Origin of the sequence: Azonexus caeni (genome assembly GCF_048146105.1) — a bacterium.
In the GTDB taxonomy this organism is placed as follows: domain Bacteria; phylum Pseudomonadota; class Gammaproteobacteria; order Burkholderiales; family Rhodocyclaceae; genus Azonexus; species Azonexus aromaticus_B.
In genome coordinates, this window is the sequence record NZ_JBKJAD010000030.1 from 1 (window position 1) to 22,555 (window position 22,555).

At 61.8% G+C, this 22,555-nt stretch carries 20 protein-coding genes; 14 read left to right on the forward strand and 6 right to left on the reverse strand.

The window, feature by feature from the left end; translation table 11 throughout:
• From ACLIIZ_RS19365 to ACLIIZ_RS19395, 7 genes are all read left to right on the forward strand, one after another.
• Window positions 1-541: DUF2345 domain-containing protein (locus tag ACLIIZ_RS19365; protein ID WP_416694960.1), on the forward strand; the 541-nt coding region annotated here is incomplete at its 5' end.
• A 4-nt stretch (window positions 542-545) separates the two neighbouring features.
• Window positions 546-2,315, forward strand: a complete 1,770-nt coding sequence (locus ACLIIZ_RS19370; RefSeq protein WP_416694963.1) for a T6SS effector phospholipase Tle3 domain-containing protein — start codon at window positions 546-548, stop codon at window positions 2,313-2,315.
• Window positions 2,312-3,124 (forward strand): T6SS immunity protein Tli3 family protein, encoded by an 813-nt coding sequence (locus ACLIIZ_RS19375; protein WP_416694965.1) that lies wholly within the window; start codon window positions 2,312-2,314, stop codon window positions 3,122-3,124. The genes ACLIIZ_RS19370 and ACLIIZ_RS19375 overlap by 4 nt, the downstream gene beginning before the upstream one ends.
• 133 nt (window positions 3,125-3,257) lie before the next feature.
• The gene (locus ACLIIZ_RS19380) at window positions 3,258-4,070 is read left to right on the forward strand and encodes a T6SS immunity protein Tli3 family protein (protein WP_416694968.1); all 813 of its coding nucleotides are present in this window, start codon (window positions 3,258-3,260) and stop codon (window positions 4,068-4,070) included.
• A gap of 98 nt (window positions 4,071-4,168) precedes the next feature.
• On the forward strand, window positions 4,169-5,026 hold the full coding sequence (locus ACLIIZ_RS19385) for a T6SS immunity protein Tli3 family protein (protein ID WP_416694970.1): 858 nt from the start codon (window positions 4,169-4,171) through the stop codon (window positions 5,024-5,026).
• A gap of 551 nt (window positions 5,027-5,577) precedes the next feature.
• Window positions 5,578-6,582, forward strand: coding sequence for a T6SS immunity protein Tli4 family protein (locus ACLIIZ_RS19390; protein ID WP_416694972.1), 1,005 nt, complete (start codon window positions 5,578-5,580; stop codon window positions 6,580-6,582).
• Window positions 6,583-6,883: 301 nt separating this feature from the next.
• The gene (locus tag ACLIIZ_RS19395; RefSeq protein ID WP_416694975.1) at window positions 6,884-7,300 is read left to right on the forward strand and encodes a hypothetical protein; all 417 of its coding nucleotides are present in this window, start codon (window positions 6,884-6,886) and stop codon (window positions 7,298-7,300) included.
• 6 nt (window positions 7,301-7,306) lie between these two features.
• Here the strand turns inward: ACLIIZ_RS19395 and queF are convergent, their stop codons facing one another.
• The gene (gene queF / locus ACLIIZ_RS19400) at window positions 7,307-8,143 is read right to left on the reverse strand and encodes an NADPH-dependent 7-cyano-7-deazaguanine reductase QueF (protein ID WP_416694978.1); all 837 of its coding nucleotides are present in this window, start codon (window positions 8,141-8,143) and stop codon (window positions 7,307-7,309) included.
• A gap of 11 nt (window positions 8,144-8,154) precedes the next feature.
• Window positions 8,155-8,607, reverse strand: coding sequence for a nucleoside deaminase (locus tag ACLIIZ_RS19405; RefSeq protein ID WP_416694981.1), 453 nt, complete (start codon window positions 8,605-8,607; stop codon window positions 8,155-8,157).
• 136 nt (window positions 8,608-8,743) lie between these two features.
• Here ACLIIZ_RS19405 and ACLIIZ_RS19410 point away from each other — a divergent pair, with 136 nt between their 5' ends.
• From ACLIIZ_RS19410 to ACLIIZ_RS19425, 4 genes are all read left to right on the forward strand, one after another.
• On the forward strand, window positions 8,744-10,975 hold the full coding sequence (locus ACLIIZ_RS19410) for a PhnD/SsuA/transferrin family substrate-binding protein (protein ID WP_416694984.1): 2,232 nt from the start codon (window positions 8,744-8,746) through the stop codon (window positions 10,973-10,975).
• Window positions 10,976-11,045: 70 nt separating this feature from the next.
• Window positions 11,046-12,074 carry an adenosine deaminase gene (locus tag ACLIIZ_RS19415; RefSeq protein WP_416694988.1) on the forward strand — a complete coding sequence of 343 codons (1,029 nt, stop codon included), beginning with the start codon at window positions 11,046-11,048 and terminating at the stop codon, window positions 12,072-12,074.
• A gap of 112 nt (window positions 12,075-12,186) precedes the next feature.
• Window positions 12,187-14,328 carry an ATP-binding protein gene (locus tag ACLIIZ_RS19420; RefSeq protein ID WP_416694991.1) on the forward strand — a complete coding sequence of 714 codons (2,142 nt, stop codon included), beginning with the start codon at window positions 12,187-12,189 and terminating at the stop codon, window positions 14,326-14,328.
• The gene (locus ACLIIZ_RS19425) at window positions 14,321-16,099 is read left to right on the forward strand and encodes a putative bifunctional diguanylate cyclase/phosphodiesterase (protein WP_416694994.1); all 1,779 of its coding nucleotides are present in this window, start codon (window positions 14,321-14,323) and stop codon (window positions 16,097-16,099) included. Before ACLIIZ_RS19420 ends, ACLIIZ_RS19425 begins: the two co-directional genes overlap by 8 nt.
• Here the strand turns inward: ACLIIZ_RS19425 and ACLIIZ_RS19430 are convergent.
• Entirely contained in the window at window positions 16,047-17,927 is a 1,881-nt protein-coding gene (locus ACLIIZ_RS19430; RefSeq protein WP_416694997.1) for a potassium transporter Kup, read from the reverse strand. The two genes, ACLIIZ_RS19425 and ACLIIZ_RS19430, sit on opposite strands and share 53 nt — an antisense overlap.
• Before the next feature lie 381 nt (window positions 17,928-18,308).
• Between ACLIIZ_RS19430 and ACLIIZ_RS19435 the strand changes: the two genes are divergently transcribed.
• The 3 genes from ACLIIZ_RS19435 to ACLIIZ_RS19445 all read left to right on the forward strand — a co-directional run bounded on the left by ACLIIZ_RS19435 (window position 18,309) and on the right by ACLIIZ_RS19445 (window position 20,844).
• A complete protein-coding gene (locus tag ACLIIZ_RS19435) occupies window positions 18,309-19,694 on the forward strand; it encodes a Fic family protein (protein ID WP_416695000.1) in 1,386 nt (461 codons plus the stop codon).
• 110 nt (window positions 19,695-19,804) lie between these two features.
• Window positions 19,805-20,389, forward strand: coding sequence for a DUF6036 family nucleotidyltransferase (locus ACLIIZ_RS19440; protein ID WP_416695003.1), 585 nt, complete (start codon window positions 19,805-19,807; stop codon window positions 20,387-20,389).
• Complete coding sequence (locus tag ACLIIZ_RS19445; RefSeq protein WP_416695006.1) at window positions 20,386-20,844, forward strand: hypothetical protein; 459 nt, start codon at window positions 20,386-20,388, stop codon at window positions 20,842-20,844. The genes ACLIIZ_RS19440 and ACLIIZ_RS19445 overlap by 4 nt, the downstream gene beginning before the upstream one ends.
• Before the next feature lie 28 nt (window positions 20,845-20,872).
• Here ACLIIZ_RS19445 and ACLIIZ_RS19450 read toward each other — a convergent pair whose 3' ends face one another.
• From ACLIIZ_RS19450 to ACLIIZ_RS19460, 3 genes are read right to left on the reverse strand one after another with little or no spacing between them, the layout of a single operon-like run.
• Complete coding sequence (locus tag ACLIIZ_RS19450) at window positions 20,873-21,661, reverse strand: anti-sigma factor family protein (RefSeq protein WP_416695009.1); 789 nt, start codon at window positions 21,659-21,661, stop codon at window positions 20,873-20,875.
• The gene (locus ACLIIZ_RS19455; protein ID WP_416695011.1) at window positions 21,658-22,164 is read right to left on the reverse strand and encodes an RNA polymerase sigma factor; all 507 of its coding nucleotides are present in this window, start codon (window positions 22,162-22,164) and stop codon (window positions 21,658-21,660) included. Before ACLIIZ_RS19455 ends, ACLIIZ_RS19450 begins: the two co-directional genes overlap by 4 nt.
• Before the next feature lie 3 nt (window positions 22,165-22,167).
• Entirely contained in the window at window positions 22,168-22,545 is a 378-nt protein-coding gene (locus ACLIIZ_RS19460; RefSeq protein ID WP_416695014.1) for a COG4315 family predicted lipoprotein, read from the reverse strand.
• Between the last annotated feature and the right edge of the window lie 10 nt (window positions 22,546-22,555).

Here is a 22,555-nt window from a genome sequence, read left to right on the forward strand (position 1 = left end):
CATCGGCCTGGTGGCCGGCGCCATCCGCCCCGGCGACGGCAACACCGGCATCAAACTGATCGCCGCCAAAGACGACATCGACCTGCAGGCGCAGAGCGATGAAATGAAGTTCCAGGCCAAGCAGGAGTTGAAGATCGTCTCGGCGAATGCCCACGTCGACTTCGCGGCGGCGAAGAAGATTCATCTGGCGGTGAAAGGCGGCGCCTCAATCACCATCGACGGCGGGATTGCCGTGCAGTGCCCGGGGAGGATCACGGTGCATGCGAGCCAGAAGTCGTTCAGCGGGCCGACCAGCTTGCGGCACGAGTTCAAGCAGTTTCCGAGCACCGATTACGATGAGGGCTTCATCGTCACCGACGCACTCACTGGCAAGCCGATCCCTAATTTTGGCTATCGCATCACAACCGAAGGCGGACAGGTGATTCGTGGCAAGACTGATGCAAACGGAGCGACGCAGGTTGTCAGTGCCTCTGCGCTCGAGCAACTGAGAATTGACCCAGACCCCCTCCCCCTGGAAAGACCCGTTATTCCGAAGGTTTGAATCTATGGTAGCTGTCAACAGCAAAACTCCATCCCCCATGGGTATTTCCCATGCCAGCCCGACCAGTTATCTCAAACGCAAGGAAGTTGCTGCCGGTCTTGAGATGCCCGGCATCATCATCTTCGTGCATGGCGTGAATAGTGAAGGAGAGTGGTATGCAGATGCGGAAAAGCATCTGCTGGACGGATTGAACAAGCGGCTGGGCAGGGGGGATTTGCAGCCGAGGGAGTGGCTAAAACGAAGCAATAGGCCTAAATTGACTAGCAGCGAAACCTCGCCGATCATCCATTTCTTCTGGGGCTATCGCGCGCCAGATGGCCAGGAGAAAGAATGGAAAGTCCCGCTAAGGGATAGCAGCGAGGATCGAAAATCGGCCTGGGCGAAAAATTACACTCCGAGACCTCCGCTTTACTGGGGCGGCGGACCTTTCCAGAACGGTTGCAACAACCTGCCGCTCCTGTGGTCGGAGCGCGGATTCAGTCGGCGAATCTGGGTTGCTTTCCTACCGATCAACGTGCAAAGCATGAATCCCGAGGTCGATCGACAACTGCAGGACGCCCCGCCACGCAACTATTACGCACATGCTGCCGGCCGCTTGGCCGATCTCGTGCGCAGGATTCGTGGCAAGTACCCGGCGGATACCATTACCTTGATGGGGCACAGCCAGGGTACGCAGATCGTGCTTGGCGCGATGGCCTTGCTGGAGCCGGAAAACCAGGCGGACGGCGTCATCTTGATGAATGGTCCCTATGCGCTGGAGTCCAAGGTGACCGACAGCCTTGCTCAGGGTAACGATGCCCCGACCGAGAAGGCGCGCCGGAATACCTTCGAAAATATCGTCAAGCATTTCATGAAAGGCTACCGGCCGTTATCGGATGAGTCGGTTGCGCAGTTGCGGGTCGGTCTCACGAAGGAAAGGCAAGCCTGGACGCCGAAGCAGGCAGGTGAGCGCGACAACACCGGACGCATTTACGTCTATTTCAATCCGCACGATCGGGTAATGGGGAGTACCGCACTGCAAAGCATGGGCTGGCAAGGCTTGCCCGACAGCGTACTGAACAAGTTTCCCGGAACGCTTTATCAGCGCATCCTGGCTCGCACCACGGCCTGTGGCGGGGAACCGGGCAAAGCCTATCTCTGGCCGCGTGATCTGAATGGAAAACCCGGTCCTTTCTGGAACGTGATGAAGAAAACCAAGGGGGTGATCCGCACTGACGTATGGACGACACCCGATCAGAACCAGCAAGTCAGCATCAACGCCGAAGCCGTCCCGGAACCTATTGCCGCCGAGGAAATGCTCGGGTTCGATATGCAATCCCAACAATCGAAACGATGGGAAGAGCACGACGATTACCCTTTTTATCGGGATATTTATAACCGGGAGGAATGGGTCAGGGAAGATGACACTCCTTATGACAACATGCCGCGCTATCGACTGGAAACCCAGGAGGAACTGGAGCAACGAATCGCCAACTACATTCCCGAGCCGACTGATCACAGCACTCTTCCTTCACACCCAAAGTTTCTCAGTCGCGTCGTCGCTTATGACCTGCCGATCGGTTTCTGCCGGAGCCATCAGGACAAGGTATTCTGGAACGAACTCAACCATCTGGCGGACTGGCGGCTATCCGACGCTTACTTCTGGACCGGCAAGTTGAACATTCCTCCCATGCCAGCCCTGATTGACATCGAAACCTACGGTGATTTGCGAAAGCAACAGGAGCAGACTGCTGCGCTATGGAATACCCAGAGCAAGGATACGGTGCTGGCATGAGAAAATTGCTTCTCGGTGGTTTCGTGACCTTAATTGCCGGTTGCGCTTCCGTCGCCTCAATCAGTACCGGCACAGGCGCGATGCCAGTTCATCAACGTCCCATTTACAACAGCCCGCAACAAGTCGTCTACCGGGTCGACGAGCACCGTTATATCACCCTGGAGAATTATCGTGACTGCCGGGTTGGCGGAATCATGAAGTGGAATGATGACCGGAAGAACCTGCATGTCGTGATGAGTCGTATCAAAAACGGCGGCAAAGGATTTTGGCCGGGTATTTTCAAGATCGAGCCGGGTGAAGAACGTTTTGCTGTCCCTTCGTTTGGTTGCGGAGACAGAAACTGCAACTTATGGATAAATTTTTCGAATGATGGCGGCTTAACCTGGGACGCTTTTCCGTCAGAAAGATATTCAATGTATGCTGCTGAGATGGTGTCGGAAAAACAATCTGTTATAGACACAGAAATTCGCGTCACGAAAGATGGCTATATTTATGTAATTCCTAAACATAAAAAATTTTTCTACCGCTATCGCCTAAATAGGACAAAAGATCAGTCTCCAGAGGGAACGGCAACAGGCGACGAGCGTTGCTGGCCTGGTGAAGGTTTAAAATTAGGAATAAAAGAGCATATTGATTGGGTTGAGTCATGCGAAGAAAATCGCGTTCGAAAGCCGCCTTTTCCACCCATGGAGCCCGGCAAATACGACATGTACGATCTTGCTTCCATTCCTGATGTTAAAACCCCTTCCAGCCAAGAGCGATTCACCTGTGACCCGTCGCTGAATCCCGTTGTTGAGGAAGAGGAATAATAAATCGATAGGCCTGAACGAAATGCGCGATATGTAATCGTCGGGCTAAAAACTGACAGAGCAAGTGAATTGCAGAAATCGCGTGAGGCGACCGTGACGCCATGGAACACATCAAACAAGGATACGTGCTGGCATGAGCAAATTGCTTCTCGGTGGTTTCGTGACCTTAATTGCCGGTTGCGCTTCTGTCGCCTCAATCAGCACCGGCACGGGGGCCATGCCGGTTCATCAGCGCCCCACTTACAACAGCCCGCAACAAGTCGTCTACCGGATCGACGAGCACCGCTACATCACCCTGGAGAATTATCGTGACTGCCGGGTTGGCGGAATCATGAAGTGGAATGATAAGCGCAAGAACTTAGAAGTTGAAATGGGGCGCTATAAGAATGAGGGAAAAGGCTTCTGGCCAGGACGTTTCAGTATTGAGCCCGGCGAAACAAAAGTTGCTATTCCGACTTTTGGATGTGGTGAAAAATGGTGCTATTTAACCATTGTTGTTACCAATGATGGTGGTAGAACATGGGATACCTTTCGTGGTATGACGTACTCAAGTAATTCTTTTGAGGATAAAATAGAAAGAAAGAAAGTTATTGATACAGATGTGCGTGTTACCAAGGATGGGTATGTTTATATTTTACCTATGCATTTAGAATATTATTTCAGGAGGCGTTTTGATGGTTATGAAAATGGAAAGCCATGGGGTTTTGGTAGCGGCGAGCGTTGCGAATTAATACGCACCCCTAATATGAGCACTTCAGAACATTTGGCTCTCACAAAAGCTTGTGAAGAATCTCGCAGAAAGAAACCACCATTTCCTCCGTTAGAGCCAGATAGATACGATGAATATGATTTTTCGTCGATTCCTTTTGTAAAAACCCCTTCTGGGCAGGAGCGATTCACCTGTGACCCGTCGCTGAATCCCGTTGTTGAGGAAGAGGAAGAATAAATCGGTAGGCCTGAACGAAATGCGCGATATGTAATCGTCGGGCTACAAACTGACAGGGCAAGTGAATTGCAGAAATCGCGTGAGGCGACCGTGACGCTATGAAACACATCAAACAAGGATACGGTGGTGGCATGAGCAAATTGCTTCTCGGTGATTTCGTGACCTTAATTGCCGGTTGCGCTTCCGTCGCCTCAATCAGCACCGGCACGGGTGCCATGCCGGTTCATGAGCGCCCCACTTACAACAGCCCGCAACAAGTCGTCTACCGGGTCGACGAGCACCGTTATATCACCCTGGAGAATTATCGTGACTGCCGGGTTGGCGGAATCATGAAGTGGAATGATGACCGGAAGAACCTGCATGCCGTGATAGAAAAATATCCGACCTGGGGATCCGGTATATGGCAAGGGAAATTCAAAATTGATCCGGGGGATGAGCGTATTGCAATTGCAACTTTCGGTTGTGGAGACAAAAACTGTCACGTGTGGATCAATTTCTCGAATGATGGCGGCCTTACTTGGGATGCTTTTTCTTCGGAAAGTTTTTCTCATTCATATTACTCACCGAATAGAAACTCCTATACCAGGTCCGACATTGAGGCTACAGAGGTTCGCGTTACGAAAGATGGCTATATTTATGTAATTCCTAAAAATAAAAAATTTTTCTACCGCTATCGCCTAAATGGGACAAAAGATCAGTCCCCAGAGGGAACGGCAACAGGCGATGAGCGTTGCTGGCCTGGTGAAGGTTTAAAATTAGGAATAAAAGAGCATATTGATTGGGTTGAGTCATGCGAAGAAAATCGCGTTCGAAAGCCACCTTTTTCACCCATGGAGCCCGGCAAATACGACATGTACGATCTTGCTTCCATTCCTGATGTTAAAACCCCTTCCAGCCAAGAGCGATTCACCTGTGACCCGTCGCTGAATCCCGTTGTTGAGGGAGAGGAAGAATAATTCGATAGGCCTGAGCGAGATGCGCGATATGTAATCGTCGGGCTACAAACTGACAGGGCAAGTGAATTGCAGAAATCGCGTGAGGCGATCGTGACGCTATGAAACACCCGGAACAGAGATATGGTGCTCGCATGAGCAAATTGCTTCTCGGTGGTTTCGTGACCTAAATTGCCGGTTGCGCTTCCGTTGTCTCAATCAGTATCGGCACAGGCGCCATGCCAGTTCATCAGCGCCACACTTACAGCAGCCCGCAACAAGTCGTCTACCGGGGCGACGACAGAGAAGCTAGGGTTCTTATAAAACAATGGCTTATGTCTTTAACTGTCGAACTCGGGAGGACCGGAACTTGACCGGGTGCGCAGTTTCACCCTGCGCGCGATCGTAAAAATTGCTCAAGAAGTCACCAAGACCAGCTTGCGTTACGAATGACGGAAACCATGCGAACAACCAGAACAAGGGCGCGCTGCGGTGCCTGGCTATTGCTTTGCGCCGTGGCGCTTGCCGCTTGCGAGCCGGCTCCCTCCCAGATGACTGAACAGGAAGCAACCAGAATGAAGAAAATCACTCAGAACATGACACCCCGTTGCATCGGTCGCTACCTCATCGACATGCCAGCGGACTTGGTATTGAACAGCCAATTCAACGTGAGCATCGACGATGTCAAAATCGAGATCAGGCCGATGACTCAGTCAGCTTTTGAGATGCAACTCGAGGAGTACGAGAAAAAGTTGCGGCGGGAAACGATGTACGGCGAGCCGGATGTTCCCTACCTGAGGAAGATCGAAGCAGCTCCTCAGGTTCAGTTAGGCAAGGTTTTCAATCGTGTTGATTCACCCGGTGGCGAAGGTTTTGTTCGCATACTTGATCTATGGGCTTGGCGAGACGGCTACTTGGTTAAAATGGAGATCAAGGCATACGACACTTCCGATAAGAAGTATCAAAGCGAGGCATGGGCAAAAGATTTTCCAACCGATCTTCCCGAAAAACTCGCCCACCTGCTCAGCATGTACGAACGCGTTCGCGGTCGGGCCGACAATGAAGTTCCGACCGAGCAAGGTGTTTGCATCCACAACGGTTTCGTTCTCGGTCCGCCTTCCGACGAAGAAGAGGTTCTGGTTTCCTACCACCAGAAAGACAGCCAGGACGTGTATTTCAGTCTCGAAACTGCTTCCAATTTCCGCGAGGACACGAACCTGCTGGATCGCGGTCGGCAGATCGAAGCCGGCGCTGCCGAGGCCGACGGCCATACGGTGCGCAAGGGCCGCCACGAGGCGCACGGGATCAAGTACGACGAATGGTTGCTGACCGGGAAAACGACCGACCGGGTCAAGGGGCAGCTCTTTAGCTTCGAGGCCAACAGCAAGCTCGGCAACGCCAAAGCGCCGATCATCATGATCACCTTCCACAACGGCTACCGGATTCCCGCTGCCCCGAGAACGATGGAAGAGTCGGCGGTCCTGCCGGACATCACGCAGGCCACCTTGAGCGAAGCTGAATCGGTGGCCTTGTGGGATGCCGTCATCCCGACCCTGCGGCCTCGGCCAGGCGCCTTCTGAGTGACAGAGGCAGGTCGCGTCATGCCGATTCTGCTCAATCCGCAGTCGGCGGAAATCCAGGACTCCGCCCGCGTCGACCGCGAAGTCAACAGCCGCGGTCAGTGCTTCCTCCCCAGGTGGGGTGGTGGTTCGACGGGAAGAGGGATTTTTCAAGGTTTCGCTTGTCCAATCCCGGATAAATTCCAGGTCAAGGGAATCCACTAGGTGTATTCCGGCGGGATTCCCGGCTAAGATGGCGTCCTACGAAATCATGCTGCAAGCAATGTTGGGGGCATTGCTTCAGTCATACAGGGATAGAGCGATGGCTTGCGAGCGGGTGTGGGAACCGGAAGGTGTGGTAGCAAAGTATTCCGGCGCGGTCAGCGGCGACGACCTGCTGGAGTGCGTGCGGCGGATTCAGGCCGATGCGCGTTTCGACGACACCCGCTACGTGATCCACGACCTTTCCTCGATCGAGCATCACGGTATCGGCGAGGCGACGCTGACCGATCTGGCGGTCCTGCATATCGGTGCCGCCGCTTCCTGTCCCAATTGCCGGGTCGTCTTCGTCAGCGAGGACGCCGCGCTGGCGGACAACATCGAGAAGATCCTGCTCTCGCCGCTGATGAAATCCTACGAGGTCAAGGTGTGGCCCTCGCTGCTTGCCGCTCGCGACTGGCTCGACGCGCAGCCGCAGTTGCTGCGCATCAGCGACATCATGGGCTTTCTCGCCCGCTGAGTTTCCCTACTGCCGGATTTCCCGTTCGTTGCCCGGTGGCGGATAGTCGCCGCTGCTGCGGAAAGGATTGATGTCGAGGCCGCCGCGTCGCGTATAGCGGGCGTGCACCGCCAGCGCCGCGGGCGCGCAGCGGCGGGTGATGTCGCAGAAGATGCGCTCGACGCACTGTTCGTGGAATTCGTTGTGGTTGCGGAAGGAAACGATGTAGCGCAGCAGCCCGGCACGGTCGATCGGCCGCCCGCGGTAGCGGATCACCAGCATCGCCCAGTCCGGTTGACCGGTGACCAGGCAGTTCGACTTCAACAGGTGCGAATAGAGTGTTTCCTCGACCACCGGCGCGTCCCGCGTGGCGAGCAGTTCCGGCGCCGGCTGGTAGGCGTCGCAGGCGATGTCGAGGTCGTCGAGCAGCACACCGGCCGGGTAGGCGACGGTCGCCGGCGGTTGCCGCTCGAGCGGCGCCAGTTCGACCGTCACCGGTGCGCCGGCGGCGGCCGCGAGGTCGGCGCGCAGCGTCGCGGCGACCGTCTCGGCGTCGGCGAAGGCGGTCTGGTTCAGCGAGTTCAGGTAGAGCTTGAAGGACTTCGATTCGATCAGCTTGGGGCTGGTCGCCGGCACCCGGAAGCTGGCGACGGCGACCACCGGCTTGCCGCGCGGATTGAGCCAGGAAACTTCATAGGCGTTCCACAGATCTTCGCCGACGAAGGGCAGGTCGGCGCCGTGCAATCCCAGTTCGTCACGCTTCAACTGGCGCGGGATCGGGTAGAGCAGTTGCGGCGCGTAGTGGCTGCAGTATTCGGTCGGCTTGCCGAGCGGCGAGGCCTGGCTGGGGTCGGGCAGGTTCATGGCGCGGCATTCTACCTGCTGGCGTCGACGACGCCGATGTCCTCGTTCCACAGTTGCGGGCTGGCGGCGATGAAGTCGCGCATCAGGCCGATGCAGGTCTCGTCCTGCAGTACCTCGACGCTGACGCCGCGTGAGCGCAGCAGCTCTTCCTCGCCGAGGAAGGTCTGGTTTTCGCCGACGATGACGCGGCGGATGCCGTAGAGCAGGATGGCGCCGCTGCACATGGCGCAGGGCGAGAGCGTGGTGTACAGCGTCGCCGCGCGATAGACGGCGGCCGGCTGGCGGCCGGCGTTCTCGAAGGCGTCCATCTCGCCGTGCCGGATGGCGCTGCCTTGCTGCACCCGACGATTGTGGCCGCGGCCGATGATCCGCCCGTCGTGCACGATCACCGAACCGATCGGGATGCCGCCTTCGGCCAGTCCTTGTCGTGCCTCGTCGATGGCTGCCTGCATGAATTCGTCCATGACCGTCTCGCGCTCCAGAATGTTTGCCGCATTTTGCCTGAGCCTGGGCAAGGAAGCTTGTCAGTTTTGATATTTGTCAAACGGCCCGCTTATTACCAAAGTAGCATGTGAAACAGCTCGATTCATGATGACTGCAATGTTTCCGTTTCGCTGTTTCGCTTTTCTGCTGCTCACACTGTTGAGCGCGCTGCCGGTAGTCGCCGACGATGTGGTCAGGATCGGCGTCCTGTCTTTCCGCCCCAAGCCGCAGACGCTGCAGCAATGGCAGCCGCTGGCGGCTGCCCTGCAGGCGAAGATGCCGGAACGGGAATTCGAAGTGCAGGTCTTCACCTACCCCGAACTCAACGCCGCGGTGGCGGCCCGCCAGCTCGATTTCGTGCTGACCAATCCCGGTCACTACGTGTTGCTCAGCCGGCAATTCGCCTTGTCGTCGCCGATCGCCACCCTGCTCAACAAGGGACCGGACGGCAGCAGCCTGGAGAAGTTCGGCGGCGTCATCTTCACCCGTGCCGATTCGCCGGTACATACATTGGCCGATCTGCGCGGCCGCAAGATCGCCGCCGTCGATAGCGAATCGCTTGGCGGTTACCAGGTCCAGGCCTACGAACTGAAGGAAAGCGGCCAGCCGCTGCCACGCCGCGAGCAGATGGTGCTGACCGGGGCACCGCACGACAAGGTGGTCGCGGCGGTGCTCGACGGCGCCGCCGAAGTCGGTTTCGTGCGCACCGGGGTGCTCGAGAAGCTGGTTGCCGAAGGCCGGCTCGCCGAGAATCGGCTACGGATCGTCAATCTCCAGCGCCTGCCGTCCTTTCCGCTTGGCCTGTCGACACGCCTCTATCCGGAATGGCCGTTTGCCGCGCTGTATCACGTCGATGCCGATCTTGCGGGGCATGTCGCGGCGGCCTTGCTGACCCTGCACGATTCGCCCGACGTCCTGTCGGCGATGAAGGTCCAGGGTTTCGTCGTTCCGGTCGATTACGCGCCAGTCGTCGATCTCCTGCGCAGCCTGCGCATGCCACCTTTCGACGTGCAGCACGAAGTGACGTTCGCCGACATCGTCGGCCACTACCGCGGCGAACTGCTGACGATCGCCGGTGGCCTGCTGCTGGTCCTGATCCTTTACGTCCGCCTGCTGCAGACGCAGCGGCAACTGCGCCAACAGAACCAGGCGATGTCCAGCATCCTCTGGGGGACCGGCGTCGGCACCTGGGAATGGAACGTGCAGACCGGCGAAACCCGCTTCAACGAGCGCTGGGCGCAGATTCTCGGCTACACCCTGGACGAGCTGCAGCCGACCACGATCGACACCTGGAACGGCCTGCTGCATCTGGAAGACGCGCAACGCTCGGCGGAACAGTTGCGTGCCCATTTCGCCGGCGAATGCGAGCACTACGAATGCGAGGTCCGGGTTCGACACAAGGACGGGCACTGGGTCTGGATCATGGACCGCGGCCGGGTCACTGCCTGGGACCGCGACGGCAAGCCGCGGCTGATGGCCGGCACCCACCTCGAAATCGGCAAGCGCAAGGCGGCCGAGGAAAAACTCGCGCATTACCAGCAGGACCTCGAACGCCTGGTCGATCAGCGTACCCGCGACCTGTCGCTCGCCAAGGAAGCGGCGGAAGCCGCCAGCCGGGCCAAGACGGCCTTCCTGGCCAACGCCAGCCACGAATTGCGGACGCCGATGCACGGCATCCTGGGCATGCTGGCGCTGGTCATGCGCCGCACCAGCGACGAAAAGAGCCTGAAACACCTGCAGGTCGCCGAAACCTCGGCCCGCCGCCTGCTCGGCCTGCTCAGCAATGTGCTCGACATCGCCCGCCTGGAGGGCGACAAGCTCAGTCTCGACGCGCAGCCTTTCGATCTCGGCAGCGTCGGCGACAGCCTGCAGGCATCGGTCGCCGAGCAGATCGCCGCCAAGGGGCTCAAGTTCACCCTCGAACTGCCATCCGGCTTGCGGCGGCAGACCCTGAGCGGCGACCGGGTCCGTCTCGAACAGGTGCTCCACAACCTGCTCGCCAACGCGCTGACCTATACCAGCCAGGGCGGCATCGACCTGCTGATCGCCCCGGTGGCCGAGGAGGCGGCGGCGATTGACATCCATTTCGCCGTCCGCGACACCGGCATCGGCATCCCGGAAAAGGACCAGGAGCGCATCTTCCTGGCCTTCGAACAGGGCGACAACTCGATGACCCGGCAGTACGGCGGCAGCGGCCTCGGCCTGGCCATCAGTCATCGCCTGGTTCGCCTGATGGGCGGCGAGATGCACGTCATCAGCCAGGCCGGCGCCGGCAGCATCTTCTCCTTCACGCTGCGCTTTCCGAAAGCCGAAACGCTCGAAGCCACACCGCTCTCCAGCCCGGCCTGAGCCGCCAGGCTGGCCCGCCGCCGGGCGCTTCGGGTAGGATGTGGCGATCCCCACTGCCGGAGCCGTAACGATGTATCCCTCCACCGATGACGCGCTGGCCTTCGCCTGTCGCATGCCGAAGGCCGAACTCCACCTGCATATCGAAGGCTCGCTCGAACCCGGGCTCGCCTTCGCGCTCGCCCGCCGCAACGGCATCACGCTGCCCTATGCCGACGAAGCGGCGCTTGCCGCCGCCTACGATTTCGACAGCCTGCAGTCCTTCCTCGATCTCTACTACGCCTGCGCCGACGTCCTGCGCACGCCGCAAGACTTCAGCGACCTGATGCTCGCCTACCTGGAACGGGCGGCCGCCGACCACATCGTGCACGCCGAAATCTTCTTCGACCCGCAGACCCACACGGCGCGCGGCATCCCGATCGGCGACGTGATCGAAGGGCTCGATGCCGGCATCGAGGAAGGGCGGGCGCGCTGGGGCATCGACGCCAGCCTGATCCTCTGCTTCCTGCGCCACCTCTCCGAGGACGACGGTTTCACCACGCTGGCCGAAGCCGAACCCTGGCTCGACCGGATCGCCGGCTTCGGTCTCGACTCGTCGGAAAAGGGCCACCCGCCGGCCAAGTTCGAGCGCCTGTTCGCCCGCTGCCGGGCGCTCGGCAAGCCGGTCGTCGCCCATGCCGGCGAGGAAGGCCCGCCGGCCTACGTCGTCGAAGCGCTCGACCTGCTCGGCGCGGCGCGCATCGACCACGGCGTGCGCTCGGTCGAAGACCCGGCGCTGGTCGAGCGGCTGGTGCGCGAGGCCGTGCCGCTTACCGTCTGCCCGCTCTCCAACCTGCGCCTCTGCGTCTTCCCGGAAATGACCCGCCACACGCTGCCGCAACTGCTGGCGGCCGGTGCCAAGGTCACCGTCAACAGCGACGATCCGGCCTATTTCGGCGGCTACCTCAACGACAACATCCGCGCCCTGCAGGCCGCCTTCCATTTCGACAAGGCCGCCTGGTACCGCATCGCCCGCAACAGCTTCGAAGCGAGCTTCGCCAGCGAAGCGCAGAAGGCGACCTGGATCGCCAGCCTCGACGCCTGCCTGGTCGAATGCTCGTGATGCTCTCGGCATCATCGGCCTCCGCCGAGGTTTGGCGAGGCAAGCCGCGCTTCGCAAGCGTGGCTTGCCTTGGGGTATCCTGCACGCTGCCGTTATACGCTGCCCAGCTTTCATGACCCTGCCGCCCGCTCCACTGTCCGCCGAAAAGAACCTTGAACTGGCCCTGGCCCGCAACCAGGCCATCCTCAACCAGGCGGCGGTCGGCATCATCCGCATCAGTTCGCGCGGCATCATCGAACAGATCAATCCCTTCGCCGAGCGCCTGCTCGGTTACACGTCAGCCGAGCTGACCGGCCATAACGTCAGCAAGATCATGCCGCAGCGCTGGGCCAGTCAGCACGATGAATACCTGGCCAGCTACCTGGCTGGCCGGCCGCCCAGCATCATCGGCATTGGCCGCGAGGTCAGTGCCTTGCACAAATCGGGGCAGGTGATCCCGGTGCACCTGGCAGTGAGCGAAGTGACCGTTCCCGGCCAGGACGAGGTGGAATTCATCGGCATCCTCTCCGATCTCTCCGAGCTGCATCGTTCGCGGGCCCGCGAGCAGGCGCAGCATGCGCTGCTGCAGGTGTTGCACAAGGGGATGACCGATTTTCCGGTGCTGATGTCGAGCGACCAGCTCTGGCCCTTCCTCAAAGAGGCGCTGTGCAGCCTGACGGAGAGCGATTACGCGTTGATCGGCGAGGTGATTCCGGTCAATGACCGGCCCAGTATGAAAATCCTCGCCATCACCGACCTCTCGTGGAACGACGACTCGCGGCGGCTGATGAGCAGCCTGAGTTCCGGCGACATGATGCTGAGCAACCCGGATTCGCTGCTGGGCCGCGTTTTCGCTGCCGGCGAGGTGGTGATGACCGCCGATCTCGCCAGCGAAACGCGGCGCATCGGTTTCCCGCCCGGTCATCCGGCGCTGCACAATTACCTCGGCGTACCGATCGTCGATCAGGGGGCGGTGATCGGCATGTATGCCATCGCCAATTCCCGGCAGACGGTCGACAGCGAACTGCTCGCCCGGCTGGAACCCTTTACCGCCACCTGCGCGGTACTGATCCAGCTCTATCGCAGCATCAACGAGCGCGAGCGCTTCACCCGCGAGCTGGAACAGGCGCATGCCGAACAGGCGCGCGCCAGCCGGGCGAAGACCGAATTCCTGTCGGCGATGAGCCACGAACTGCGGACACCGCTCAATTCCATCATCGGCTTCTCGCAACTGCTGCTCAACAACCGCAAGCAGCCGCTCGCCGAACGCCAGGCGGCGCAGGCCGAGCAGATACTGAAGAGCGGCAAGCACCTGCTGACCCTGATCAACGACATCCTCGACCTGGCGCGTATCGAATCCGGCCGCCTCAGCCTGTCGCTGGAAGCCGTCGCGGTGGCCGAGGTGGTCGGCGAATCGGTCGCCAGCATTGGCGCCCTGGCCGCTGCCCGTGGCATCGCCATCAGCCAGCCGGCCGCCGACGGACTGAGCATCTTTGCCGATTTCACGCGGACCAAGCAGGTGCTGATCAATCTCTTGTCCAACGCCGTCAAGTACAACCACGACGGCGGCAGCATTGCCATCTCCTGGCAGGTCGGCGGCGAAGGGCGCTTGCGTATCGCCGTTCGCGATACCGGCATCGGTATCCCGGCGGCCCGCCTCGGCGAGCTGTTCCAGCCCTTCAACCGGCTCGACGCCGAGCACAGCGCCATCGAAGGCACCGGCGTCGGACTGGCGCTGACCAAGCAACTGGTCGAGCACATGGCGGGCGAGATCGGTGTCGACAGCGCGCCCGGCGCCGGTAGCTGCTTCTGGTTCGAATTGCCGCTGGCGGCGGATTCGCTGGCCAACCTGGAATCCCCGGCCCGGCCCGCCGACACGCCGGCACCGGGCATGCAGTTGCGGCAGGTGCTCTACATCGAGGACAACCCCGCCAACCAGCGCCTGATGTGGGACATCTTCGAGGACCTGGGCGCCTGGACGCTGAGCTGCGCCGCCGATGCCGGCAGCGGCCTGCGCCAGGTCAAGGTGCAGCGGCCGGACCTCATCCTGCTCGACATCAACCTGCCCGGCATGGACGGCTATGCCGTCCTGCGCGCCCTGCGCGGCGATCCGGCGACGCGTGGAATCCCGGTTGTCGCGCTGTCCGCCAACGCCATGCCGGACGACCTCAAGCGCGGGCGGCAGGCCGGGTTTGCCGCCTATCTCACCAAGCCGCTCGACATCGCCGGCCTGATCGCCGTGCTTGAACAACACCTGGGTGAGCGCGATGCCTGACAGCCTGCTCGATTCAGCGCGCATCCTCATCGTCGACGACAACCCGGCCAACGTCGAACTGCTTCGTCACTTGCTGGAGGATGCCGGCTACGACGACCTGCTCGGCATCACCGATCCGCGTCAGGTGATCGGCGAGATCGAGCGCCGCCTGCCCGACCTCGTGCTGCTCGATATCCGCATGCCGCACCTGAATGGTTTCGAGGTGCTCGAACGGGTGCGCGCGGCCACCGGTGCGCTGGCGCCGCCAGTAATCGTGTTGACCGCCCAGACCGACCGCGAAACCTGCTCGCGGGCGCTCGAACTCGGCGCCATTGATTTCCTCAACAAGCCGTTCGACAACGGAGAGGTGCTCAAGCGCATCCGCAACATCCTGCTCGCCCAGTTGCGCTCGCGCGACCTGCGCGAGCAGAAGGAACTGCTGCAGGAGTTGGTCGACGAGCAGACAGCCGCCCTGCGCCAGCAGGCGTTGCGCGACGGTGTCACCGGCCTGCCCAACCGGCGTGCGCTGCTCGACGAATTGCAGCGCCGGCTGCAGGCCGGACAGGAGGTGGCGGTCTATTTCATCGTCGCCGACGAGATTGAGGAAATCGCCCGCCTGCACGGTTACCCGGTCGCCGAGAAGCTGCTGCAGGAACTGGGCGAACTGCTGACCAGCAGCCCGCTCGCCAGCGGCGGCATGGCCGGGTGCTGGGGCGGCAGCGAACTCGTGCTGCTGCGCGGCGACGCCGCCTCGGTAACCGTGCAGGAACGCACGGCGCAGCGTCTGCAGCGTCTGCTGGCCGGTGACCTCAGGGTCGATGACCTGCTGCTTGCCACCGGCGTGCGGGTCGGCATCGCCCACAGTGTGGATGGCGCCGGTAGCGGCGAGGAATTGCTGCGCCAGGCGGCGACCGCCTTGCCGGCACCGTTCGGGCCAGCCTGGCGGCGCTACACGCCCTTCCTCGCCGAAATCCTGGCTGAGCGCCGCCGCCTGCGGCGCGCCTTGCGTCAGGCGATTCCCATGCAGGAACTGGCGCTTGTCTACCAACCCAAGGTCGATCTCGAAACGGCCCGGCTGGTCGGCGCCGAGGCCTTGTTACGCTGGCATTCCGCCGAACTGGGGCCGATGCGCCCGGATATCTTCATTCCGCTTGCCGAGGAAACCGGCGACATCCACGCCATCGGCGACTGGGTGCTCGACGCAGCGCTGCGCCAGCTCGCTCAATGGCAGGCCGAGGCCCGCCTGGAAGACGATTTTGCGCTGGCGATCAACGTTTCCAGCCGCCAACTGATGCAGGCCGGTTTCGTCGCCGCGTTGTTGCAGCGGCTGGAAGAGCATGGCGTACCGGCGTGGCGGATCAAGGTCGAAGTCACCGAATCCGGCCTGATCCAGGACATCCGCGACGCCCAGGAACGACTCGCCGCGTTGCGCGCCAGTGGCGTCGGCGTCTCCATTGACGATTTCGGCACCGGCTATTCCTCGCTTTCCTACCTCAAGTCGTTGCCGGTCAGCGAGTTGAAGATCGACCGCAGCTTCGTCAAGGACATCGCCCACAACGAGGAAGACCGCAAACTGGTCGAGACGATCATCGTCATCGCCCACCTGTTCGGCTGCAGCGTCGTTGCCGAGGGCATCGAGCACGAAGCGGAGCGGCAGATCCTGCGCGGCTTCGGCTGCGAGCACGGGCAGGGCTATCTGTTCGCCCGCCCTTTGCCGCCAGCGGAGTTCGCCGGCTGGCTCACAGCACCACCTGCGAACCAAGTTCGATCACCCGGTTCGACGGAATCCTGAAGAAGGCCATCGCGCTGCTCGCGTTGCGGAACAGCGCGACGAAGAGCAGGGCGCGCCAGTAGGCCATGCCCGAGCCGAACTTGGGAATCAGCGTTTCGCGGCCGAGGAAGAACGAGGTTTCCATCATCTCGATGTTCAGCCCCTGCCCGGCACACTGCGCCAGCGCCTGCGGGATGTCCGGCTCGTCCTTGAAACCGTAATGGATGATCACCTGGCTGAAGTTGCCGGCCAGGCGGCGCACCGTGACGCGCTCTTCGGCGGCGACGAAAGGCACCTCGCTGACCCGGACGCTGAGAATCACCACCTGCTCGTGCAGCACCTTGTAATGCTTCAGGCTGTGCAACAGCGCGTGTGGCACGTTGTCCGGGTTGGTGGTCAGGAAGACCGCCGTGCCCGGCACCCGCTGCGGGCCGTTGCCGGCAATCGCGGCGAGGAAGGAAGCGAGTTCCATGGCTTCGTCGGCCAGCCGGCGGGCAAGCAGCTCGCGGCCGCGCTTCCAGGTCGTCAGCAGGGTGAATACGGCCAGCCCGAAAGCCAGCGGGAACCAGCCGCCCTCCGGAATCTTGGTCGAATTGGCGAGGAAGAAGCCGAGGTCGATGACGATGAAGGGCAGGGCGCCCAGGCAGGCGCGCAATGGGTGCCAGTGCCAGAGGCGGACGGCGACGGCGATGGCGAGCAGGTTGGTGATCAGCATGGTGCCGGTGACGGCGATGCCGTAGGCGGCGGCCAGCCGCGACGAGGAACCGAAACCGGCGACCAGCGTGATGATCGCCGCGAGCAGCAGCCAGTTGATCGCCGGCAGGTAGATCTGGCCGATCTCGCTGCTCGACGTGTGCTGGATCTGCAGGCGCGGCGCGTAGCCGAGCTGGATCGCCTGCTGGGTGATCGAAAAGGCCCCGGAAATCACCGCCTGCGAGGCAATCACCGTCGCCGCCGTGGCCAGCAGCACCAGCGGGTAGCGCGCCCAGTCCGGCGCCAGCAGGTAGAACGGGTTCTCGATCGCCGCCGGATCGGCCAGCAGCAGGGCGCCCTGGCCGAAATAATTGACCACCAGCGCCGGCATCACATAACCCAGCCAGGCGTAACGTATCGGTCGCGCCCCGAAATGCCCCATGTCGGCGTAGAGCGCCTCGGCGCCGGTGATGCAGAGCACCACCGCGCCCAGCGCAAGGAAACCGAGGCGGCCGTTGCCGGCCAGGAATTCCAGCGCGTGCAGCGGATTGACCGCCGCCAGCACCGCCGGATGGGCGGCGATCGCCAGGCCGCCGAGCAGTGTCAGCACGGCGAACCAGAGCACCATCACCGGCCCGAACAGGGCGCCGATGCTGGCCGTGCCGCGGCGCTGGAAGACGAACAGGCCGACCAGGATGAGCAGCGCGATCGGCCGCACCCAGGGATCGAGCGCCGGGGTGATGATCTCCAGCCCCTCGACCGCCGACAGCACCGAGATTGCCGGGGTGATCACGCCGTCGCCGTAGAACAGCGCGGCGCCGAACAGCCCCAGCATCACCAGCAGCTTCTGCCAGCGGCTACCCGGCCGGCCCTGCTGCAGCGCCAGCGTCATCAAGGCGATGATGCCGCCCTCGCCCTTGTTGTTGGCGCGCATGATGAAGGCGACGTACTTCAGCGTGACGACGACGATCAGCGACCACAGGAACAGCGACAGGATGCCGAGCACGTTGTCCGGCGTGATCGGCACCGGATGGTGGCTGCCGCCGAAGACTTCCTTGAGCGCGTAAAGCGGGCTGGTGCCGATGTCGCCATAGACGATGCCGAGCGCCGCCAGGGTCAGCGTCGCCAGACGCTTGTTGTCGTTTTCCGGGTGCATGGTTTCCCTCCTGCGAACGGAAGCTGCTGCCCACGCCGGCCCCCGCCGACGCGGTCGCGGGGCATTGCCACCCCGTGACGGCGGCTATTCTGGCGATTGCGGAATATAAATGTCGTAAAGATTGGGGGCTGGTCGGCCTGAACGGCCATTGGCCCGATGGGCGGCGTCGGGCGGCAAGGCGCTGCTTACCTGCCGTTCTCCATCTGAAGGCCACGCGTCCCGAGCTGCTCTCTCAGTTCTGAGAGGCCGCTGATGAGCTGGCTCTACTTGCTCAAATCTGATGAGATTATGAGGAGATAGCTCTTGTCTCTGGCTGGGGTTGATAAGTTGGAGATAAGATGAGGCTTCTTCATCAAATTTGAGCAAGTGGAGAAGTTAGCCATGGCCAAGTACGACCTCAAAAATCAAATCCTCGCCTACCTCCAGCAGCAATCGGTCGCTGGCGTGGAGAGCTGCGGGCCTGAAGCCATCACTGCCAACGTCGAGGCCAGCCGGCCGACGGTCAATCGTTACCTGGCGAGGATGCTGGCGGCTGGAGAGGTCAGAAAAGTCGGCGCTGGTCCGGCCACTCGCTACGCACTGCCAGCTGGCGTCGCAACTGCTGCTCCTGGCGGTCAGGTCGGGTATGTGCCACAACCCGCTATTGTTCCGCTTGGCGCCGGCTTCCGGTTCTCCCCGGACCGACAGCCTCTCATCGCCGAGCTGAGCGCGCCTATCGGCACCCGCAAGCCGGTGACTTATCAGCGGGCCTTCGTCGAGCGCTATGTACCGAACGAAAGCTCGCTCATGCCGCCGGCGCTCGCGGCTGACTTGTTTGCGCGGGGGCGAGCACGCGGCCAGCAGCCGGCGGGGACGTATGCCCGCAAGGTTCTTGAGCAGCTACTGATAGACCTCTCGTGGCACTCGTCTCGCTTGGAAGGCAACCGCAAGAGCCTGCTGGATACGCAGGAACTCTTCGCTCGGGGGCAGAGCGATGCAGACGACGTCGATGCGCTGATGCTCCTCAATCACAAGGAAGCGATCGAGTTTATCGTTGATGCGGTGCCTGAGTACGGCATCACGGAAGCGGTCGTCCGAAACATTCAAGCGCTGTTGATGCAAGGCCTGCTCTTGCACCCGGATGGCCTGGGGAAAGCACGGCGTAGCGTCGTCACCATAAGCGACTCGGTCTACGTGCCGATGCAGATGCCGCAAATCCTGGACGAGATGCTCGTGCTCCTGGTTGAAAAGGTGCGCAACATCAAGAACCCGATTGAAGCGGCCTTCTTCTTGTGGGTGAACATCGCCTACCTGCAGCCATTTGAAGATGGCAACAAGCGGGCTTCGCGTCTGTGCGCCAACCTGCCCTTGCTCCTCCAGAACTGCGCGCCGCTTTCATTCCTCGATGTCGAGCCGGCCGACTACGCCATGGCGATACTCGGAGTCTACGAGAAGCAGGATGTCAGCTTGGCTGCCGAACTGTTCGCATGGACCTACCAGCGCTCGATCACGAAGTACGCCGTCATTCTCGATTCGATGGGGGCGCCAGACCTGTTCCGGCAGAGGTACCGCGAACTGTTGGGGGAGGGGGTTCGCCGGGTGGTTGCCGACGGCGCCACGATAGAAGCCGCAGTGCAAGCGCTGGAGCCACCCTTTGCAGACCAGCCGGCCTTCCTGGAACTACTGCGTCAGGAGCTCTCGCACCTGGAAGCGTACAACTGCGCGCGGTACCGGCTCGGGATTCGGTTGACCGAGGGCTGGATCAAGGCCGGCCGGCCAGGGCTATAAAGCGGCAAGAGGCCGGTCGACGCCGGCCCTCCTGGCGTTCACATGGTTCGTCGGGGCGGTTGACGGCTAAGCGCTAGAATTTGTTCTTCCAAATCGCACCGTAGATCACCATGACCCCGATGTACCGCGCAATCCTTCAGCTATTTGCGAATCTTGCAGAGGATCTGGCCGCACGCAAGTTCCCTGAACATTCCGTGCATGCGTATGTTTTCGGTGGTTGTGCTGTGCATATGCACACGCAATCGAGGGCGAGTTCCGATGTCGATGTGGAGTTCGACTACGATGACATGGTCAAGGTGTCCGAGGTTCGCTTGGTGCTCGAGCAGTTGCCACCGGTGGATTACGACGATCCTGCCACCGGGCCGTCCCAGCTGATCTGGGATGCGAACTTCAACACAACGTTCGGTCCGCTGCACGAGGACTACCGGAGCCGTGCCCAACTGATCGAGCGGGCGCCTGGTTCTCCGGTCGTCGTGTGGCTTCCGGGTGCCGAAGACCTTGCCCTGTCGAAACTTGGTCGCTTTGAGGCGGTCGACCAGACGGACATTCTCGATTTACTGTCGCAGCCCGGTTCCAGCTGGGAACTGTTTGAGTCGCTGGCCCGGGAAGCCAGTGGCTACTATGTCGGTCCGCCGCTCGACGCTAAAATCGCCTATATTCAGAAGCGCCTTGAGAAACGCAGGAAGAAGCCGTGACCGTCCGTAAATCCGAATTCGAAAAGCTCCTCGGCCGAGTTGTGAGCCAAGGTGTTGCTCGTGCCGATTCCGGGTTGCTACGCGAGGTCGCCGAAAAGCTCTGGTATGGTCGCAGCGTACCTAATCTGTCGAAATTTCCCGAGCCCGAGCGCCGTGAAGCTGGCTATCTGGTCGATCGACTGGCGCGCGTGAATGTGATGGCGGCGGCACGCAAGCAGAAAGTGCTGGCCGCCTTGACTCCCTACAAGCCAGCCGCGCCGGATTCGCAGGTCCGGCACAGAGACGCATTGGCCGTCACCTGGGGGGCCCGCGAGGATTTGACGTCTCGTATGGCTGAACTTCTGCCGTACCAGACGCGAACCTATGAAGCCGAGAGAAAGGCGCAAGCAAAGAAGCGACGCGAATCGCTGGCTCAAGCGCTCTCTTCAGGCGAGAAACCGCATCTCTCGCGCTGACCTGCACGAACCCAATGACCTCCCCCGCTCACGGCATTCCCAACTGGTCATACACCGCCGTCGCCACGCGGGCCAGTTGGGCCTTGTCGATGCCGCCGGAGAGGGCGTAGCCGAAGCGGCCGTCGATCCAGTAGAAGACATTGATCTCGCCTTCGCGGGCGAAGCGGAAGCCGGTTTCGGGTTTGCCGGAGAATTCGCCGGAGAGGTAGAGGGTGAGGCGTTCGCCGTTTGCCGCCTGGTACATGAACTGGGCGACCGGGCCGCTGCCGCCGGGGAGCAGGCGGCCGCCGACCAGGCTGAAGCCCTGGTTGCCCAGGTGGGGTACGCGCACGGCGCTGCCTAGTCGTTTCGACAGCCAGCGCACCAGAAGGTCTTCCTGATCGGCGGCGATTTCCACCGGGCGGCGCGGGTCGGGGCTGTAGACGACGTGGGCGACGGCGGCCCGGCGCGACAGTTCGGGCAGGCCGGCCAGCGTCGGCTCGGGTTGCCAGCGGGCGTGGCCGAGCCAGCCGGCGCTGGCGCCGAGCAGCAGGAGGGCGATGCCGGCCGCCAGTTGCGGCAGGCGCCAGCGTTGCCAGAGCGCTGCGTTGGCTGCCGGGGCGGCGGTGAGACGGGTCAGGGCGGACGGCAGTGCTTCGTCGAGCAGCGGGTCGAAGGCTGCGTGCAGGGCCTGCCGCTGGGTTTCGTAGTGGGCCAGGCGGGCGGCGGCCTGCGGATCGTCGCGCAGATGCGCGGCGACCTCGGCCATCCGCTCGGGCGACAGTTCGCCGTCCAGGTAGGCATGCAGTTCCGTTTCGCTGACGACCGGGGAATTCATTTGACGACTCGCAGGCGGGAGGAGGGTTGGGGTTCGTCGAGCAACTGGCGCAGGCGTTCGCGGCCGCGCGCCAGGCGCGACATGACGGTGCCGGGCGGGATGCCCAGGGTGGTGGCGACTTCGCCGTAGCTCATCTCTTCCAGCGAAACCAGCAGTAGCACCTGGCGCTGTTCATCCGGCAGGCGGGCGAGTGCGGCGTCGAGCGCCATGACGTCGAGGCGGTCGCCCTGTGTGGCGCGGGTGGCGACTTCGGGGGCGTCGTCGAGCGGATAGAGCTGCGGCACGTTACGCCGGTACTGGTCGATGCGCAGGTTGTGCATGATGCTGAACAGCCAGGGCCGCAGCGCGTTGCCGGGGCGCCATTGGGCGGCGTTCGCCCAGGCTCGTTCCAGGGTGTCCTGGACGAGGTCGTCGGCGCCTGCCCGGTCGCCCACCAGCGCCCGCGCGTAGCGGCGCAGGCGGGGCAGTTCGGCGAGCAGGGCCTGGCTGTCGAGCTGGTTCAAGGCTCAGGGCCGGGCGACGCGCCAGACGTTGTTGAAGCCGTCGCCGCTGCGGTCGCCGGGCTTCTGGTCCTTGACCCAGTAGTACAGCGGCTTGCCGCGGAAGGCCCATTGCTTCTTGCCGTCGTCGCGGCTGACGATGCTGTAGTCGCCGCTGGCGGTGTCGCTGTCGGCGGCGTAGAGCGGCGGCCAGTTGTTGGCGCAGGGGCCGTTGCAGACGCTCTTGCCGCTGCCGGCAACGTCCTTGTCGAAGGTGTAGAGGGTCATGCCGTTGCTGCCGGTCAGTACGTCGCCGCTGACCATGGCGGGGCGCGCGGCGTTGCCGGCGCAAGCGGTGAGGGCGGCGGCCAGGAGCAGGGCGGCGGCGGTCGGGAGGGTTTTCATGTCGGTTCTC